A 16,517-nucleotide genomic window follows, 5' to 3' on the forward strand; every position below is an offset into this window, starting at 1 on the left:
AATAAGAGAAACAAGAAAAAGGTTTTACGCTAATTGAAATGATTGTAGTAGTTGCTATTATTGCTATTTTAGTTGCAATTGGTGTTCCACAAATAACAAAAGTAATAGGTAATTCAAAAAGCAATCAGACATAGCAAATGCAAAAACAATAGCTTCAATGTTACAACAAAAATAGCTGAAGGTACTTTACAAAGTACTTCAAGTGGTCAATATTCACTAGTTACAAGTGCATTAGAAAGTTCAGATATACCAAAAGTTAAATTTAATTCAAGTTGGAATTTCTATTATACTTTTGATGGTAAAGATGAATTAAAAATCTTTATAAATGATAATTCTAATTATGATCAAGTATATCCATTTGAAGGTAATGATATTAATAGTAATGATGTTTATAAAAAATAATGTTTAATAAATTTTTTCATTAAGGGGCATATCTGCCCCCTAACCATATTTTTATAGGTGATAGATATGAGAAAAAAGGGTTTTACGCTTGTTGAGATGACAATAGTAATTGCAATTTTAGGCATTCTTCTTTCAATTTCATATATAAACTTTACCAAAAGCATAATTAAGTCTCAGATGGATTCTGCTGCCAACGAAGTTGCATCAATGCTTAAGGATGTATATGAGAACGGCAACAAATCTATGGACTATAACGCATATTATCTAAAGATAGAAAAAGAAGAAGGTACTTATAAAATAAAACTTTTCAAAAACGATAAAGAGGTAAGCGTAACTGAATATAAAAACATCGATTTAGAAATAAAGTGGATTACTCAAACAGAAAATAGAACCTATGAGGTACAGATTGAAAATTACATATATTTCTCATCAGAGGGAGAAGCGGTTTTAAAGTATGATAAAACTCAAGAAGGAGAAGGAATTAATCAAATAATTATAATATCAAAGTCAAAAAATGTATCAAAGAAGATTACCATAGAAAGCATCCCACCAGGCAGTATTAAGGTTGAATAAGTTAAGGAAGAGTAGGGGTTTACTATGAAAAAAAAGGTTTTACACTTGTTGAACTTTTGGTTGTATCAGCAATTCTATTAATCTTATTAGAAGCGGGGTACAGCTTCTTTAATAATCATTATAAAATACTTCAAGAGGAAAAAAGAAGGCCTATATAGAATCGCAGGTAAAGAGCTTTATGGACTATGTAATGCAGTCACTTCAAATGGCGTACCAGGAAAAAATAACAGTTGAAAATCATAAGATACATACAGATACACAGGAATTAGTTATATATGTTCCAAAGGATAACAGTAAAATAGATTTTGAAGAAAATAATGCGATAAAAATTGAGATATACAGTTTAGAAAATAAAATATATATATCAAAAACAAATGGTATTACGCTTAACAACAGAATACTTGATGGATATATTGAGGATTTTAGAATAACAACAAAACCAGACAATTACGATGAAAACAACAAATTAGAATATGTTCAGATAGATTTTACAGTAGACTATAAAATAAGAGGAATAAAAAGAGACTATTCAATCAAATACAATATAAGAAGATAAGGGGTAGTAATATGTTAGAGGGTTTATTTAATAGCTTAGTAATTGAAATAAATAGCAGTTATATAAAGGTAGTAGAAGGTAAAAAGGGTAAGAAGGTAAAAGTATTAAAATTAAATGAAATGTTGATAAATGAACAAAATAATGGAGTTATTGATTCTTTAGACGAAGCTGCTATTTTAAATTTAATGAATAAATATATGATTGAAAACAAGGTTTCAAAATATAATGTTAACATCGTTTTATCAGGCTTAACCAATTTACTTGTAAGAGAAGTAGTGATTCCTAACATTCCAAAGGATAAGATATATTCAATGCTAAAGATTGAAGCACCTCAATATTTCCCGGTAAATATAGATAGATATATATTAGATTACAAGGTACTTGAGGTTTTAAGAGAGGGCAAAACTAAAAAACTTAAGCTTTTAGTTTTTGCAGTACCTAAAAATGTTATTGACCAGGTAATTTCAGTTGTAAATAAGTTGAATTTAAAAATAAATAAAATAGATATAGAACCTAATGTGCTTGCAAAGCTTTCCTTTAAATTAGGAATAGGTAAAGATGAAAGTGCAATGGTTTTAAACGTAGAGAAGAACTTTTTAACTGCAGTTATTGTTAAAAACAATATAGTACAACTAACAAAGACCTATCCCCACGATTTAAGTGAGTTAACTGATGAAAATTTAAAGATAGACGACTATAAGCTAAATGAAATAAATGATAATGTTGTAAAGCTAATTGAGTTCTACAAAATCAAAGAAAGGGAAGAATTAAATAAGGTTTATATATTAGGAGATAAGGCTAAATTTCTACATCTTGAAAGAGTCTTGCCATCAAAAACAGGTTCTGATGTTTTATCAATAGAAAATCTGGATTTTGTAGATGGTGCCGAAGATTTGAATAAGTTTATAGTTCCAGTAGCTACATTTATATAGTATAAGGGGGATATTATGCTAACTAATATACAATTGAACAACAATAAGGATATAAATTTGCTTGAGGCCTATAACAGGCAGCACCAAAGGAAGAGTGAGGATAATAAAAAGATACTCATTGTTATTGCGGCAGAATTGATTTTATTTGCTGTTGTAACTATCATTTCAATCTTTAGAATATCATACTATAAAATGCAAAATGCAAAATTAGAAGAAAAAATAAAAAGCCTTATTCCAATCGAAAATCAGGTTAAGGAATATACACAGGTAAAGCTCTTATACGAAAACAAAAAGACAATCTTAGATTCAGTTGCAAAGGATAATGAAACACTAAATTTAGTTATAACAAATCTTGAGGAAATAACTCCTTCAGAGATGTCAATTGAAAATATGACCTTAAGTAAGGATAAGGTATCCTTTGTAATAAAGTCCTCAAGGGAGGAAAACATAGCACAGTTTGTTTATAATATGCAAAACTCAGAAATCTTTAAGAACATAGTGTTTAGCGGTATATCAAATCAAGGAAACGAAAAAAGAACATCAATTACTGCTGAGATTGTGAGGAAGTGATGGGTATGTTTAAGTTAACAGATAGAGATAAGAAAATGCTTTTAATTCTTTTAATTTTTATAATAGGGTTAGCCTTTTATTATACCTACAGCTTTACTTTAGGGAAAATAGATTCCCTAAAGGAGGAAAACTCTAAAAAGCAAGCAAGGCTTGAGGAACTAAACCGAGCAGTTGAGATATTTAATAAAAACAAAGACAAAATAGAGGAAACAAAGCTCAACTATTATGATATATCACAAAAGCTTGCAAATAATTTAGATGAAAAATTCTGTGTTGTAGATGTATTAAATTTACTAAGAAAATATGATGCAACAATAAATGACCTGCCTATATCTGCAAAACAGGAATACAAATATAACAAAAACAACAAAAAAATTGAAGGAGCCTTTTATTATACTCTGAAGATTTCAACACAACTATCCTATGACAAGTTCAAAAATATGCTTGTAGAAGTAGAGAATTTCAACACAGTCTATTCGATTGATAATGTATCCATAGTTCCAATATTAAATGGAGAAAATATTGCAACAACCTTTGATTTGAATTTATACGGTTATAGAGATGAAAAAGCACCAATTAGGCAATGGAAGGATTTTAATTTAAATACCGGGAAAATAAATATTTTTTCAAGTATTAGTGGGATAACTAATGAAAATAATAAGTCAAATAATGAATATATTGAAAAAATAAAGATTTTTTAGTAACAGTATCAACTTTAAACTCTCCAACTTCAGCAATTGTGTTAGAAAAGGTAGGAGAGGGAGTTGATGTTCTTGCAAAAATAATCCAATTGAAAAAGCATTTATAGAATTAAAACAAACTGGAGACAAATTTATGTATAAAATGTCTACAGAAGGTGGACAACATCCAAAGGATGGTGGTTACAAGGAATTTAACCCAAATTCTGATAGTATAATAATATATGTTTATTCACAAAAAGAAAATACTTAGATGATAAAAATGTAGCACTGTTAAACATAAAAAACGAAACACAAAAGAGCGTATTTGTTTATGTATATAATGATGATAGTGTATTACCAAGAGTAAATGTAATTCCTATAGGTTCTAATATATTTGTTGAGAAGAGATGATGAATATGATTAGAGGGAAAGATAAAGGCTATACATTAGTTGAACTTTTGGTTGCATTTGCAATTTTTGCTATTCTTATTGTACCTATTTCTTCTATAATAAATATGAATATAAAAAATAATAGTAAATCTAAGGATAATATTGAGATAGCTAATATAATTAATTATGCCTATGAAAGTTATATAAATGGAGAAGAAATAAATAATTATATGGGCTATGACATTGAATATGTAAAAGAAGAGAGAGTGGAAGATTATAAACTTAAAGGAATAAGATATGATGATTATGATTTAATAATAGAAGTTACAGCAAATAAAATTAAATTTAAATATAGTTATAGACATAATGGAATTACAGAGCTTAAAGATTATATTGTCAATGATTTTAATGAGATAAATAACTATAGGATTGAAATAATTTCTGATGAGGAAAATCTCATTTATAAAATAAACGATATAGAAATAACTACAACGGATTCTACTGCTGGGATACTTTTAATTTTAAATAATAGTGCAGAAAAAGAGTTAAATATGGTAATAGATGGTGTTAAGGAGACCAATAATATAAAATCAAAAATTATTAATTTTGCTTATATTAAATATCAAGAGGACAAAACAACACTTAATTTAGCTTCTGTATATCCAAATGTAAATTTTGAGGAGAAAAATGAAAATAAATTCACAGAAGAACAAAAATCGATAAATTAACTATTATTGTAAAAAGAATGGTAAAGAAGTTAAAAGACAAGTATTTGATATAACAAATAAACTAAAATGAGAGTGATGAATATGAAAAAGAAAAAGGGTTCGGCTTTGATTTTTGTAATTTTAATAATAGCTGTACTTTTCACATTAAGTATAGGTGTAATGCAAATAACATTAGCCTCCTTAAGACAAAGTACAAGTTACTACGGTAAAAATGAAGCCTTCTATATAGCCGATTCAAGTATGGAAAAAATTTTATTTTATTTAGATAAGGTTGCTGATGAAGCAAGGTATGAGGCAAACGCATATTGCTTTGATGCGTCTGGTGCAGTTAATATGCAAAATTTTGAAGAAGAATATAAAAAATTATTAGATGGTCAATTAACTAAAGAGGAGTATGAAAAAATTATAAAAGATGAGTTTATAAGGATTTATAAAGAATATATAATAGATTTTTAGAAAATAGCAAAGAAGTAGATATAAAAATAAATAATAAGGAAGATAGTGAACAAGATCTTGAAAATAAATATTGGAGAAATTGGCAGGAGTATTTACAATCTAAATTAAGTAGTGATAATGTAGAAATTGTTTTTAAAACCTTTAATGAAGCATCTTTAGATGAAGAGTTTAGCAAAATAGTTAATGGTATGGACAGGAATAAATTTATTAATCACAACAAAGAGGATTTAAATAACTATCCTAAAGAAACAATTATATTAAAGATACAATTGAAGGAAAAAAATATAAAGAGATATATGATAGCTACTTTTGAATTTAACCCATTTGGCAATAAATTAGATAAAGTCAGTTTAACCTCAAAAAAATAAAGAAGGGTTATAATAATGTATTAGACTATGCATTGATTGCTGGTAAAAACTTGTTTGTGGTAAATGATACTTCAAAATTCACAATAAATGGTGATGTATATGTTCGAGGTTCAGGAAATGATTTAGACGAACAAAAATTTTATAATGAATTTGGAGGAATTTTAGTTGGAGCAAATGAAAATACTCTAACTGAAATTAAGAAAAGTTCTATTAATAAAACAGAAATAACTAATTTGCCTACCGTCAAGGGTAACATAGAGGTAAATGGGAATGTTTACTTAGGAGAGGTAAAGAAAAACCAACGTCGGGAGAAGGAGAAAATTTTAAATTATCTTCAGGTTTTTTAAGAACATCAAAAGATGGTTCAACAGCAACAATAAATGGAGATATATATTGTCATTCAGTTGTAACAGATGAAGAAGCAACTGGTTCAAAAATTCTGATTAATGGCAATGCATATATAGCAGACAATATTTCTTTATATGCACAAAGTAGTGAAATAACAATAAATCAGAATTTAATATCCTTTGAAGAGGCAGATGATGATACAAACTTCAATAGCTCTTCATCAATAGTAGTAAATGATGATACTTCTAAATTAACAGTTGGACAAAATATTGTATTATTTGGAACAGGTTTTATAGAGGATCTAAAGGATTTGCAAAATAAATATTACAAAACAATAGAAACAACAGCAATAAATCCTAATTTCTTGATATACAATTATAAGATAGATCCATTTATTACAAGAGATAATAAAAATTTTAATTGGCAAACCAGTGAATCTGATTACAAAAACTATAATTTAGGAAATGGAAATACAATTAAAATGTTTGATACAACATCAGGTGATATGACTGAACAAGTTAATAAAGGATTAAATTTTTATTTCAATACTTAGTTAGAAATAAATACAATGATTTTTATGAACAAAACTATAATAAAGGAGAAGAAACAATTCAAGCAGATAATTTGACATTTTCCTCTGCATCAATTAACACAAGCTATTTCCCTTATATCTTTTAGCAAATGGAAAGATACAGGTTCTAAGAGAATTGAACTTTATAGAAGATAATGAAGGTAATAAATTGTTTAATGAAATAAATGATTATATAAGTGTTCACAACACTGACGGAGCACAAAGTATATATCTTAAGGTTTCAAAAGATTTAGTGCCAAAAATAAAAGATGATATAGTAAATAAATTAAGTTTTAAGGATAAGGGATTGGAAAGTGAAGGCTTCGAAGATTATATAAACTTTGGTAATCTTGAAGATATAGAAATTAAAGATACAACTAAAAGATTTTTATAAAGGTATCTAATTCTAATATAAGTTTAGACTTAAATGATTTAGATGAATATGAGGTGCTTATAATAACAAAAGGTACATTATATCTTAAAAATACTAAAGCTGAGGGAGTAAATATAAAAGGTAACATTATAGCTAAAGAAGACATAGTAGTGGAAGGTGGAAATATTAATCTTGTGTGGAACCAAGAAACATCAAAAGATTGCTACATTATTTTAATTTAACAGAATATGATAAGTGTATAGCTTTATACAAAGTATTTGCAAAGGGTATAAATCCTAAGGAAACAAAAGAACAAGAAGTATATAGCGGGTTTGATGAAAGAGTTAAGTCTAATATAAGTATAATTAGTAAAAGACAAATATTAACTAAATAAGAGGGTGAGGGTATGAAAAAACAAGGTTTATGGCGGCCTTCTTAAGTTTTTGCATAATTTTAACAGCAATTAACACAGGTGTATTTGCTGATACAACTATCCCTACAATAATAACAGACGAAATTAAAATATTAGAAATAGTTCCAGACTACAAAGATGAATCAAAATTAAAAAACTTTATTGAATCAAATAAAGCTACTTATCCAAATATAAAAGTCGATGCAATAACATTAAGCAAATTAAATTCCACAAGAAATGATATAAATGGAGAATATGACATAGTTTATTTTGGTCAAGGGAAGTATGGAGGAGTGTTAGAGTCAAATCAATGGGATAATAATTACTTGTCACAAAATAAAATGAGAAATCCTAATAGTATTGGAAGTTTTAATAATTATCATCCAAGACGTTATAATGATATAACAAATTTAAGGGCACAGAAGATAAAAGAAATGATAGAATCAGGTCAATGCGTTTTATTTCATAATAGTTCATTTATTGATTTTAATTCAAATAGCACAAAAATTGCCGCAAAGTATTCTAAATTATATAAAAACTTTAATTCTATAGCTAAAAAATAGGAATAAATGAAATATCAAAAGAAAGTTTTTATTATAATTTTTATTTAAACTATGTTAGTTCAAAGAAAAAATTGAATTTATTAAATTTACAGTACCCATCAGAAAATGTAGAATTTAAACAGAACGATAAATTAGTTTATTCCTTCATAATAGAAGATAAAAATAATTTAAGTGGTGGATACACAGCAACTCTATATTTAGATTATAACAGAGATACATTGTATAGGGATGATGAAAAAGCAATTGAAAAGATAAACTTAAAAAGGGCGAATTAATATCAATAGAATATACACTGCCCATAACCTACACAGCTCCAATATATTGGAAATTAGAGATAAAATCAAATAGTGATAGTAGAATTAAGTATGTAAAATACGGATTGATAAAATATAAGGGTATAAAAATAACAGGAAATATATTTCAGATTAGACCAAATAATGATTTTAAAATATATGATGCATTCAAAAATAAAGCTAATGATTTGAAAATAAAATTTGATGATAGCTTGAATTTAATAGAAGATGAAAATGGAAATTTTAGTTTTAAATTTGATAGTATGAAGTGTGATGATTTAAATAATTTAAATAAATCTATCAATTTTAGTTCTAAATATGATATGATTATTTTTGGGTTTGGTGATACATATAGAGGTGATATAGGTATAAAAAAGAAGGAAATAATTATATAGAAAAAGATATAATATGGAAAGATATCAAGGACTTTAAGGACAAGGGACTTGGAATAATGTTAACTCACGATACCATTTGGTATAATGGAAGTACTGCAAAAACATAAAAGCATTTTTTATGAGGGATGCAGCTCAGGTTAGTGTTAATGATTCAGATTATAGTAGTAATAACATAGAAAAGGTTTTTAAAGATAATTCAAACATAAAAAGCACATACTATCTCCCAAGGCCATCAATCATTACTTATATAAGAACAATTATTGGTGATATATTAGGTTGGGCAAGATATACTTATATGAGGGCTGGAACGGATTCAGGTTCAGGTGTCGAAACGCGTCCATTTGATCATAATTACAATAATTCAAGAGAAGTTGCACTTGTTAATAAAGGGATAGTAAATCAATTTCCATACAATTTACCTAATAATATGGAAGTAGGAAGAACCCATCTTCAATACTATGCCATTAATCTTGAGGATGAAAATGTAATACCTTGGTTTAACTTAGTTATGGATGATAAAGATATTTATAATTCTGAAGATTTTTATTATACCTATTCAACTAAAAATATTACTTTTTCTGGAACAGGACATACAACTACAGGTCCTGAAGGTATTGAAAGTTCACGCTATGAATTAATGATGTTTATAAATACAATGGCAAAGAGCTTTCTTGCAGCAAACCATAAACCAGACTTAGATGTAATTTCACCAACAGAAGGAAATAGTATATCAGTTACTTCACCAAGATTTAATGTTAGCTTTATACCTTATGATTATGACTTAAAAGATGCAGATAATCTGACAGCTAAGATATATATGCAAAATCAAAGTGGACAATATGAACTATTAAAAACAGAAAATGGACTTAAAAGTAGCCAAAGGTATGACTATGAGATTGATAATAAATATTATGGAACAGATCTAAATGATATATTAAAGAAATTAAAGGTTGAATTAATAGATAATAGTGGTGCATCAGCTTTTAAGGAAATAAATTTAAGAATAGTTAATGATGTAGTTGTTCCTAATCCTTCTTTGACCTATAAGGAATTCCAAAACACAAGCAAGCCAACAATTAAAGTAAATTTAAGCAAAACTAATACTAATACAACACAAAAACTAATGGTTAAACTTAAAGATAATACTGGTAATGTAATAAAAAGTGATGTTATTGATAACTTAAATGATGAACAAGAAATACATTATCAATTTGAAGGAATACAGGATACAATAGATTTTACAAAGCCATATATAATAGAAGTACAGCAGATATGCCCACAATATAATAAGCAATCTCACGTTGTAAGTGGAAATCTTTATATTGATACACAAAATCCAGAAATTAAAAATCTTTCACTTTCAAATGGTGAATTTTTAAGTGAAAATGGCAATTTAATTGACTACGACAATCCAATTTTTAAAGGAACATTAGAAGACAATGACCCAGAAGTTAGAGGAGTTGCTTTACTCAAAAGATAAATAATGGGCAAGAAGTTGATATAGCAAGTATTCCAGTTAGAGGAGGCGAATTTAAATTTGAATTACAGGCAAAACTTGAACAGGGAGAATATATATTAAAAATCGAGGCAGAAGATAGAGCAGGAAACAAAGCATATAAACAATATAGTATAGAGGTAAATTTCAATTATATAGAAAGTATTGAGATAAGAAATATTTCAAATAGATATAATCCGATTTATGCTAATAATAATTTAGTTTCTATGCAATTTATTATTACAAAAAAGAGAGTGTTTCTGTACCTTTAACTAATGTAATGATTCCTCTAAATTTAGAGTATAGTATTAATTCGGGTTTTTCAAAGATAGATGATTCAAATTATGCAAGCTCAACTTCTTCAAATTGTACTATAATTTCTTCTACATCAAATAAAATTTATATTAAAATAAATGATTTTAATGATAGACAGGTTGTAGTTAATCTAATCTTTAAGGTTTATTCAAATTCCAAAGATATAGATTTAATTGGAATTAAGTTAAATGAAAATGAAGAAATTGAATACAGTGTAAATAATAAAAATAAAAAGAGAAATTAAAGGATCAAGTGGAATATAAAATACAAGTAAAAAACTTTAGAATTATGTAAAGTAAATCCCCTACTTGTTAGGGGATTTTTATTTAATCTTAATCAAAATTTTACCATTTATCCCAACCATAATTATAAAATAATCTTAAGAAAAAATTAGGGGTTGGGATATATGAAAAGAAAAGTATATATTGGCCTTATACTTTTTTAATAGTTCTCTTTTTCTTAATGTCACCAAAGATACACATTGGATTTTAGATTTTAATATCATATCCTTCTCAAACCTTGTATATCTTTCTCTTAAATGATAAAATATATATCTAAAATATTCTTTTGGAGGAATAAAAATGAGACTGCCAGAGAAGTTTTTAGATAGAATGAAGGAACTTTTAAAGGATGAGTTTGATGATTTTTTAAAGAGCTATGAAGGAGAAAGGTATCAAGGTATAAGGGTAAATACGCTAAAGATTAGTGTCGAGGACTTTCTTAAACTTTCCCCATATAAAATATTAGATAGGGTGCCTTGGGAGGAGAGGGGCTTTTACATAGAAGAAGAAAAACCCGGTAAGGACCCCTACCACGCAGCAGGGCTTTTTATGTCCAAGAGCCAAGTGCAATGTCTGTTGCACCACAGGTACAGATTAAAAGGGAGAGAAGGTTTTAGACCTTTGTGCATCGCCAGGTGGAAAGTCAACCCAAGCTGCCTCTTACCTTCAGGGAGAAGGACTTCTTGTTTCAAACGAGATTAAACTAAAAAGAGCCCAAATACTTGTTCAAAATGTTGAAAGAATGGGAATAAAAAATGCAGTTGTAACAAACAACTCACCAGAGGAATTAGAGAGGGTATTTAAGGGATACTTTGATAAGGTTATAGTTGATGCTCCTTGTTCAGGGGAGGGAATGTTTAAAAAGGATAAAGATGCCCTAAATTATTGGAGCGTAGAGAACGTTCTTAACTATCAGGCAATGCAAAGGCCTATTTTAAGGTCTGCAGCTAATATGCTAAAGCCTGGAGGACTTATGGTTTATTCAACCTGTACATTTTCTGTTGAAGAAAATGAGTTTATTATAGATGAGTTTTTAAAGGAAAATAAGAACTTTGAACTTGTTAATATAGAAAAGAAATACGGCTTTAGAGAAGGTTTTTATGAAGTCTTTGACAACCCTGAGCTTAAAAAGGTTGCAAGACTTATGCCCCACAGACTAAAGGGAGAAGGGCATTTCTTGGCACTTTTAAGAAAGATAGATGGAGATGAAGAGACTCCAAATTTGTTAAAGAGCAACATAGGTAAAAAGATATAAGTGAATTTAAAAACTTTGTAAAGGATACGATAAAATTTGATTTTTATGATGAGAGGCTCTTTATGAGGGGAGATAGGCTGTATTATGTTCCAGAGGATTGTTTTGATTTAAAGGACATTAATGTACTTCGTCCAGGAATACTTCTTGGAGAATTTAAGAAAAACAGATTTGAACCAGACTATGCCCTTGCAGCAACCCTAAAGATGGATGAGGTATATAGGAATATAAACTTTAATAGGGATTCAGAGGAAATAAGAAAGTATATAGAAGGTTACACTTTAAATGTAGATTTAGAAGATGGCTGGTATCTTGTAAATGTAGATGGTTACTCCCTAAGCTTTGGGAAAGTAGCAAAGGGGTTCTTAAAAACTATTTCCCTAAGGCATTAAGATGGCAATAAAACATTAAGTTTAAACAATTTATACCATTAATTACAATTAGTAATTGAAACAAGTTAACTTAAGATAGCAAGTAATTCATCTTTTCTTTAATGTAGCTTTTGTGTATAATGAAAAATAAGGGAGTGATGTAAATGGATACAGCTATTTTAGATGCATTAAGGATAGTTATAAGAGAAGAACTTAAGCCAATTAAAGAGGATATATCACAGCTTAATGTGAGAATGGAAAGAATAGAGATAAGAATGGACAAATTAGAGTCCAGAATGGATAATATAGAATCCAGGATGGACAAATTAGAATCCAGGATGGATAAATTAGAATCAAGGATGGACAAATTAGAATCCAGAGTAAACAATCTAGAATCAGATGTAAATGGCTTAAAGCAGGATATAAAATATATAAAGGTACAAGTTGATGAGAACACACAAATTCTAAAAGCATTAGAACATAAAGTAAATGTTAGTAAGGCAGAAAATGATAAACTAATATACCAAGTGTCTGAATTAGAAGCAGGTTTAAATTCTCTAAAACCTGATGTTATAAAGGGGATTGAGGCATATAATTTTATACAGGAACTAAAGCAAATAGCAGCAAAGTAGGCAAAACTGCCTACTTTTTATATTTAAAGTAGTATTCCGGTGTGTTGTCATCGATAACCATAAATTCATACCCTCTTTCCTTATAATAATCTATTATCTTAGGCAGTGCCTTTACAGTATTATTGTCAGTCTCACTGCAGTGCATAAGCAAAAATACAGTATTCCATTTTTTACTTGTCTTAATTGCTTCCTTATAAAGCACATCTGGTTCTTTGCTGGGTACATATCCATCTGATATTCTTGCATTCCAATCAAATACCCTATATCCTAAATCTTTTAATTTCTTATGAAACTTCTCATCAAGGTGTCCAATGCTTCCACCAGGAAACCTAATAATTTTGGGTCTAATTCCTATAACATTATATATTGCATCTTCTGTTTTTTCATTTCCTCTATAAAATTGTCTTCACTTTTATATATTTGTTTCATTTTATGTGTATAAGAGTGTAGACCAATAGAATGTCCTTCATAATATATTCTTTTTACTACCTCTTTTCTTTCTTCAACTTTATTCCCAATTAAAAAGAAGGTAGCCTTAACTTCCTTTTGTTTTAAAACATCTAAAATCTGATTTGTAATTTTATAACTTGGGCCATCATCAAAGGTAAGATAAACTGTTTTTACTTTTGATGAATCATCAATAGCTGCTCTATAGGTTGCCTGAAGGTTAGAAAGAGTATACAGAATAATTCCTGTCAATAAGAAGGATAGAATAGATAGCACTTTATTTTTCACATAATCATCTCCTAAAGTTTATTATGCTTATTGTAAGTATTGAGGCTGATGAAAAAGCTATAATAAGATTGTCACCTTGAAGGGATTTTTTGGTATTCCTTTATTTAGTTAATCAAGTGTTGGATTTTCTTTGTTTTAAATGTCCTATTCTTCCTATGTCATCATTTGTGAGGAGTGCACAGCTTGGTATATACAGTGCCAAGTTACGGACTTTTTCAAAGTTTAAAGATGGCATTTACTTAAGCTTATAAAAAGCTAAAGGGAATCCTTCAAGGGTCTATACATACATAGCAGCTTTTATGTTTGTAAACACCAAATAACTTGCAAGAATCAATAATAATAGTATATACCGTATATTAACTTAATATAATTTAGTATGTGTATCAGTATAAATTAAAGCCTATTTTTTAAAGAATTTAGTTTTATCAGGGAGGAGTATTATGGAACATCTTAAAGAATCAAAGCATAGCTTATTAAAATTTTTACTACTTCTTTTTTATTGTACTTTCATTAAATTTATTAGGTTTTAGGGTTTTAAAACTGAATGTAGAATACTTTAATTCCTTTTCAGCAGTATTTATAAGTATTATACTTGAGGCAATACCCTTTATACTTTTAGGCTCTTTTATATCTGCAGCCATTCAGGTTTTTGTATCGGATGCAACAATAAAAAGATTAATACCTAAAAACAGGGTAGTTGCAATATTTACAGCATCCTTACTTGGCCTTTTTATTCCTATATGTGAATGTGGAATAATACCTGTAGTCAGAAGGCTTATCAAAAAGGAGTCCCAAGCTATGTTGCAATAACCTTTATGCTTGCTTGTCCAATTATAAATCCAGTTGTAATCCTCTCTACATACAACGCCTTTTACGATATGAAATATATGGTGGCATTTCGTGTAGGTTTTGGTGTTGCTGTATCTGTTTTAATAGGCCTTCTTTTATGGTATCTTGAAGGCGATAGGAATGTCCTAAAAACTACAGTAGAACACCACCACTGTTCCTGCGGTCATTCCCACCAGCATAAATCAAAACTTTATGAAATATTTGACCATACAAGTCACGAATTTTTGGATATAGGAAAGTTTTTGATTTTTGGAGCCTTAATTTCGGCAATAATACAGACTTCAAATCTTCGATTTGCCATAATAAATTATTCTACAGACAGCTTCCTATCTGTCATTGCTATGGGTATTTTTGCATATGTTATATCCTTATGTTCTGAGGCAGATGCATTTATAGCAAGAACCTTTATTCAGCAGTTTACAGTAGGCTCCCTTATTACATTTCTAATCCTTGGACCTATGATAGATATTAAAAATACTCTTGTATTGTTTTCCTCCTTTAAAAGAGATTTGCAGTAGAGCTTATTCTTTTAATATTTTTAATTTGTATATTAGTTGGCACACTCTTAAATACATCAATAATGTTGAGGTGAAGGTATGAAGGTAGAGAACATATTATGGGCAGGTATATTGTTTTTACTTTTTATAATAATAACCTTTTTAAATACAACAGGTAAAATATTTTATTTTCTTCATCCAAGACTTTATATATACAGCATATTTGCCTCCATTATGCTCTTTGTTTTGTTTTTATTCGAAATATATAAGCTTTTAAAGAGAAACATCATCACCATCATAAAATTAGAGTTTTTCCATATTTTATGTTTATAATTTTTGTTTTTATAGCAGGTACCTATCAGTTTGAAAATGCATCACGGAACATTGCACAAAACAAGGAGGTAAATTTAACAATTCCCTTTAAATTAACAGGAGAAATAATAAAGGATGGATTAATAGATGTTAACAACAAAAACTATTTAGATGTTTTAGATGAGCTTCAACGAAATTTAGATAAATATCAGGAAAGAGAAATAAAAATAGAGGGCTTTGTATTTAAAGATAAAAGTTTTAATAAAAATCAGTTTGTTGTTGCAAGAATGCTTATTACTTGCTGTGCAGCCGATGCACAAATAATAGGACTTATGGTTGAAGGGGATTATAATGTAAAGGAAAATGAATGGGTTAGAGTTGAAGGAGTAATAAATAAGGGAGTATACAACGGCGATATAATACCAATAATAAGGTCAAAAAGCGTTAAATTAATAGAAAAACCAAAGGAAGAGTATATTTATCCATAAATTTTAAATAAAAGAGGTCAATAAAGTTTGTATAATTAATAAATTAACAAAATTAGAATTTGAAATAATCAAAAAATATGTAATACTATAACAAACACTAATTAAGGGAGGTAAATATATGGGAAAGATAAATGGTAAAATTATAGCAATAGCAGTAGTAGTTCTAATAATATTTTGGGGTGTAGGAAGCTACAATGGACTTGTTTCCTTAGACCAAAAGACAAAGGAATCCTACAGCCAGATACAAAATCAGCTTCAAAGAAGAGCAGATCTAATACCTAACTTGGTTGAAACAGTAAAGGGATATGCAAAGCAGGAAAGGGAAGTAATTCAGTCTATAACAGATGCAAGGGCAAAGCTTGCAGGAGCAAAGACTCCACAGGAGCAGGCGGCTGCAAACAATGAACTAAATACAGCACTTTCAAGACTTTTAGTTGTTGTGGAAAACTATCCTAATTTAAAATCAGACGCAAACTTTAGACAGCTTATGGATGAACTTGCAGGAACAGAAAACAGAATTGCTGTTGCAAGACGCGACTATAATGCTGCCGTTAAAGAATATAATGTTAAGGTTAAGAGATTCCCAACAGTAATAATGGCAAGATTATTTGGTTTTAGCGAAAAACAATATTTTGAGGCAACCCCAAATGCACAAAATCCACCAGAAGTTAAATTCTAAG

At 28.6% G+C, this 16,517-nt stretch carries 26 protein-coding genes and 4 pseudogenes; 27 read left to right on the forward strand and 3 right to left on the reverse strand.

Annotation, left to right across the window (positions count from 1 at the left end):
* Positions 1 to 17 precede the first annotated feature (17 nt).
* The 23 genes and pseudogenes from PL321_RS10505 to PL321_RS10605 all read left to right on the forward strand — a co-directional run.
* Positions 18 to 134, forward strand: a pseudogene (locus tag PL321_RS10505) (type IV pilin protein); the annotation flags it as partial.
* Between the two features lie 334 nt (positions 135 to 468).
* Positions 469 to 975, forward strand: coding sequence for a pilus assembly FimT family protein (locus tag PL321_RS10510; protein WP_273961984.1), 507 nt, complete (start codon positions 469 to 471; stop codon positions 973 to 975).
* Positions 976 to 1,007: 32 nt separating this feature from the next.
* Positions 1,008 to 1,133, forward strand: a pseudogene (locus PL321_RS21370) (PilW family protein); the annotation flags it as partial.
* Positions 1,134 to 1,180: 47 nt separating this feature from the next.
* Positions 1,181 to 1,531, forward strand: coding sequence for a hypothetical protein (locus PL321_RS10515; protein WP_273961985.1), 351 nt, complete (start codon positions 1,181 to 1,183; stop codon positions 1,529 to 1,531).
* An 11-nt stretch (positions 1,532 to 1,542) separates the two neighbouring features.
* Positions 1,543 to 2,463 (forward strand): pilus assembly protein PilM, encoded by a 921-nt coding sequence (gene pilM / locus PL321_RS10520; RefSeq protein WP_273961986.1) that lies wholly within the window; start codon positions 1,543 to 1,545, stop codon positions 2,461 to 2,463.
* Between the two features lie 15 nt (positions 2,464 to 2,478).
* Positions 2,479 to 3,033, forward strand: a complete 555-nt coding sequence (locus tag PL321_RS10525; protein ID WP_273961987.1) for a PilN domain-containing protein — start codon at positions 2,479 to 2,481, stop codon at positions 3,031 to 3,033.
* A gap of 5 nt (positions 3,034 to 3,038) precedes the next feature.
* A complete protein-coding gene (locus PL321_RS10530; RefSeq protein ID WP_273961988.1) occupies positions 3,039 to 3,734 on the forward strand; it encodes a hypothetical protein in 696 nt (231 codons plus the stop codon).
* Between the two features lie 395 nt (positions 3,735 to 4,129).
* On the forward strand, positions 4,130 to 4,831 hold the full coding sequence (locus tag PL321_RS10535) for a type II secretion system protein (protein WP_273961989.1): 702 nt from the start codon (positions 4,130 to 4,132) through the stop codon (positions 4,829 to 4,831).
* Positions 4,832 to 4,912: 81 nt separating this feature from the next.
* Positions 4,913 to 5,287: a pilus assembly PilX N-terminal domain-containing protein gene (locus PL321_RS10540; RefSeq protein WP_273961990.1), complete on the forward strand. Its 375-nt coding sequence runs from the start codon at positions 4,913 to 4,915 to the stop codon at positions 5,285 to 5,287.
* Between the two features lie 424 nt (positions 5,288 to 5,711).
* On the forward strand, positions 5,712 to 6,002 hold the full coding sequence (locus PL321_RS10545) for a hypothetical protein (protein WP_273961991.1): 291 nt from the start codon (positions 5,712 to 5,714) through the stop codon (positions 6,000 to 6,002).
* A gap of 311 nt (positions 6,003 to 6,313) precedes the next feature.
* A complete protein-coding gene (locus PL321_RS10550) occupies positions 6,314 to 6,556 on the forward strand; it encodes a hypothetical protein (RefSeq protein ID WP_273961992.1) in 243 nt (80 codons plus the stop codon).
* Positions 6,557 to 6,710: 154 nt separating this feature from the next.
* Positions 6,711 to 6,968, forward strand: coding sequence for a hypothetical protein (locus tag PL321_RS10555; protein WP_273961993.1), 258 nt, complete (start codon positions 6,711 to 6,713; stop codon positions 6,966 to 6,968).
* Positions 6,969 to 7,143: 175 nt separating this feature from the next.
* Positions 7,144 to 7,341, forward strand: a complete 198-nt coding sequence (locus tag PL321_RS10560) for a hypothetical protein (RefSeq protein ID WP_273961994.1) — start codon at positions 7,144 to 7,146, stop codon at positions 7,339 to 7,341.
* Between the two features lie 29 nt (positions 7,342 to 7,370).
* Positions 7,371 to 7,922, forward strand: coding sequence for a hypothetical protein (locus tag PL321_RS10565; protein ID WP_273961995.1), 552 nt, complete (start codon positions 7,371 to 7,373; stop codon positions 7,920 to 7,922).
* Positions 7,923 to 7,993: 71 nt separating this feature from the next.
* Positions 7,994 to 8,197 carry a hypothetical protein gene (locus PL321_RS10570; RefSeq protein WP_273961996.1) on the forward strand — a complete coding sequence of 68 codons (204 nt, stop codon included), beginning with the start codon at positions 7,994 to 7,996 and terminating at the stop codon, positions 8,195 to 8,197.
* Between the two features lie 41 nt (positions 8,198 to 8,238).
* The gene (locus PL321_RS10575) at positions 8,239 to 8,610 is read left to right on the forward strand and encodes a DUF5057 domain-containing protein (protein ID WP_273964526.1); all 372 of its coding nucleotides are present in this window, start codon (positions 8,239 to 8,241) and stop codon (positions 8,608 to 8,610) included.
* Positions 8,611 to 8,728: 118 nt separating this feature from the next.
* On the forward strand, positions 8,729 to 10,090 hold the full coding sequence (locus tag PL321_RS10580; protein ID WP_273961997.1) for a hypothetical protein: 1,362 nt from the start codon (positions 8,729 to 8,731) through the stop codon (positions 10,088 to 10,090).
* Positions 10,087 to 10,377, forward strand: coding sequence for a hypothetical protein (locus PL321_RS21375; protein ID WP_443110776.1), 291 nt, complete (start codon positions 10,087 to 10,089; stop codon positions 10,375 to 10,377). Before PL321_RS10580 ends, PL321_RS21375 begins: the two co-directional genes overlap by 4 nt.
* 8 nt (positions 10,378 to 10,385) lie before the next feature.
* The gene (locus tag PL321_RS10585; RefSeq protein ID WP_273961998.1) at positions 10,386 to 10,664 is read left to right on the forward strand and encodes a hypothetical protein; all 279 of its coding nucleotides are present in this window, start codon (positions 10,386 to 10,388) and stop codon (positions 10,662 to 10,664) included.
* Positions 10,665 to 11,001: 337 nt separating this feature from the next.
* Positions 11,002 to 11,403, forward strand: a complete 402-nt coding sequence (locus PL321_RS10590) for a hypothetical protein (protein WP_273961999.1) — start codon at positions 11,002 to 11,004, stop codon at positions 11,401 to 11,403.
* Positions 11,360 to 11,956, forward strand: a pseudogene (locus PL321_RS10595) (SAM-dependent methyltransferase); the annotation flags it as partial. The gene PL321_RS10590 and the pseudogene PL321_RS10595, both read left to right, overlap by 44 nt.
* The gene (locus PL321_RS10600) at positions 11,953 to 12,345 is read left to right on the forward strand and encodes an RsmF rRNA methyltransferase first C-terminal domain-containing protein (protein ID WP_443110777.1); all 393 of its coding nucleotides are present in this window, start codon (positions 11,953 to 11,955) and stop codon (positions 12,343 to 12,345) included. The pseudogene PL321_RS10595 and the gene PL321_RS10600, both read left to right, overlap by 4 nt.
* Before the next feature lie 143 nt (positions 12,346 to 12,488).
* Positions 12,489 to 12,956, forward strand: coding sequence for a hypothetical protein (locus tag PL321_RS10605; protein ID WP_273962001.1), 468 nt, complete (start codon positions 12,489 to 12,491; stop codon positions 12,954 to 12,956).
* A gap of 10 nt (positions 12,957 to 12,966) precedes the next feature.
* On the opposite strand, the gene PL321_RS10610 is transcribed toward PL321_RS10605, so the two are convergent.
* The 3 genes from PL321_RS10610 to PL321_RS10620 form a co-directional block, all read right to left on the reverse strand.
* On the reverse strand, positions 12,967 to 13,158 hold the full coding sequence (locus PL321_RS10610; RefSeq protein ID WP_273962002.1) for a hypothetical protein: 192 nt from the start codon (positions 13,156 to 13,158) through the stop codon (positions 12,967 to 12,969).
* Positions 13,159 to 13,307: 149 nt separating this feature from the next.
* Complete coding sequence (locus PL321_RS10615; RefSeq protein WP_273962003.1) at positions 13,308 to 13,691, reverse strand: polysaccharide deacetylase family protein; 384 nt, start codon at positions 13,689 to 13,691, stop codon at positions 13,308 to 13,310.
* A gap of 485 nt (positions 13,692 to 14,176) precedes the next feature.
* Positions 14,177 to 14,332, reverse strand: coding sequence for a hypothetical protein (locus PL321_RS10620; protein ID WP_273962004.1), 156 nt, complete (start codon positions 14,330 to 14,332; stop codon positions 14,177 to 14,179).
* On the opposite strand from PL321_RS10620, the pseudogene PL321_RS10625 reads away from it, so the two are divergent.
* The 4 genes and pseudogenes from PL321_RS10625 to PL321_RS10640 all read left to right on the forward strand — a co-directional run bounded on the left by PL321_RS10625 (position 14,301) and on the right by PL321_RS10640 (position 16,516).
* Positions 14,301 to 15,058: pseudogene (locus PL321_RS10625) on the forward strand (permease). The gene PL321_RS10620 and the pseudogene PL321_RS10625 sit on opposite strands and share 32 nt — an antisense overlap.
* Positions 15,059 to 15,136: 78 nt before the next feature.
* Positions 15,137 to 15,370 carry a hypothetical protein gene (locus tag PL321_RS10630; protein ID WP_273962005.1) on the forward strand — a complete coding sequence of 78 codons (234 nt, stop codon included), beginning with the start codon at positions 15,137 to 15,139 and terminating at the stop codon, positions 15,368 to 15,370.
* Positions 15,361 to 15,837 carry a TIGR03943 family putative permease subunit gene (locus PL321_RS10635; protein ID WP_273962006.1) on the forward strand — a complete coding sequence of 159 codons (477 nt, stop codon included), beginning with the start codon at positions 15,361 to 15,363 and terminating at the stop codon, positions 15,835 to 15,837. Before PL321_RS10630 ends, PL321_RS10635 begins: the two co-directional genes overlap by 10 nt.
* A gap of 118 nt (positions 15,838 to 15,955) precedes the next feature.
* Entirely contained in the window at positions 15,956 to 16,516 is a 561-nt protein-coding gene (locus PL321_RS10640; protein WP_273962007.1) for a LemA family protein, read from the forward strand.
* Position 16,517: the final 1 nt, after the last annotated feature.

Origin of the sequence: Caloramator sp. mosi_1 (assembly GCF_028622835.1) — a bacterium.
Classification (GTDB): domain Bacteria; phylum Bacillota; class Clostridia; order Clostridiales; family Caloramatoraceae; genus Thermobrachium.

Coding starts and splice junctions, on each gene's coding strand:
- PL321_RS10535 (WP_273961989.1), top strand. CDS start 4,130: ATGATTAGAGGGAAAGATAAAGGCTATACATTAGTTGAACTTTTGGTT.
- pilM (WP_273961986.1), top strand. CDS start 1,543: ATGTTAGAGGGTTTATTTAATAGCTTAGTAATTGAAATAAATAGCAGT.
- PL321_RS10590 (WP_273961999.1), top strand. CDS start 11,002: ATGAGACTGCCAGAGAAGTTTTTAGATAGAATGAAGGAACTTTTAAAG.
- PL321_RS10510 (WP_273961984.1), top strand. CDS start 469: ATGAGAAAAAAGGGTTTTACGCTTGTTGAGATGACAATAGTAATTGCA.
- PL321_RS10585 (WP_273961998.1), top strand. CDS start 10,386: ATGATTCCTCTAAATTTAGAGTATAGTATTAATTCGGGTTTTTCAAAG.
- PL321_RS10620 (WP_273962004.1), bottom strand. CDS start 14,332: ATGGCTGCAGATATAAAAGAGCCTAAAAGTATAAAGGGTATTGCCTCA.
- PL321_RS10605 (WP_273962001.1), top strand. CDS start 12,489: ATGGATACAGCTATTTTAGATGCATTAAGGATAGTTATAAGAGAAGAA.
- PL321_RS10580 (WP_273961997.1), top strand. CDS start 8,729: ATGAGGGATGCAGCTCAGGTTAGTGTTAATGATTCAGATTATAGTAGT.
- PL321_RS10525 (WP_273961987.1), top strand. CDS start 2,479: ATGCTAACTAATATACAATTGAACAACAATAAGGATATAAATTTGCTT.
- PL321_RS10635 (WP_273962006.1), top strand. CDS start 15,361: ATGTTTATAATTTTTGTTTTTATAGCAGGTACCTATCAGTTTGAAAAT.
- PL321_RS10540 (WP_273961990.1), top strand. CDS start 4,913: ATGAAAAAGAAAAAGGGTTCGGCTTTGATTTTTGTAATTTTAATAATA.
- PL321_RS10515 (WP_273961985.1), top strand. CDS start 1,181: ATGGCGTACCAGGAAAAAATAACAGTTGAAAATCATAAGATACATACA.
- PL321_RS10530 (WP_273961988.1), top strand. CDS start 3,039: ATGTTTAAGTTAACAGATAGAGATAAGAAAATGCTTTTAATTCTTTTA.
- PL321_RS10565 (WP_273961995.1), top strand. CDS start 7,371: ATGGCGGCCTTCTTAAGTTTTTGCATAATTTTAACAGCAATTAACACA.
- PL321_RS10630 (WP_273962005.1), top strand. CDS start 15,137: ATGAAGGTAGAGAACATATTATGGGCAGGTATATTGTTTTTACTTTTT.
- PL321_RS10640 (WP_273962007.1), top strand. CDS start 15,956: ATGGGAAAGATAAATGGTAAAATTATAGCAATAGCAGTAGTAGTTCTA.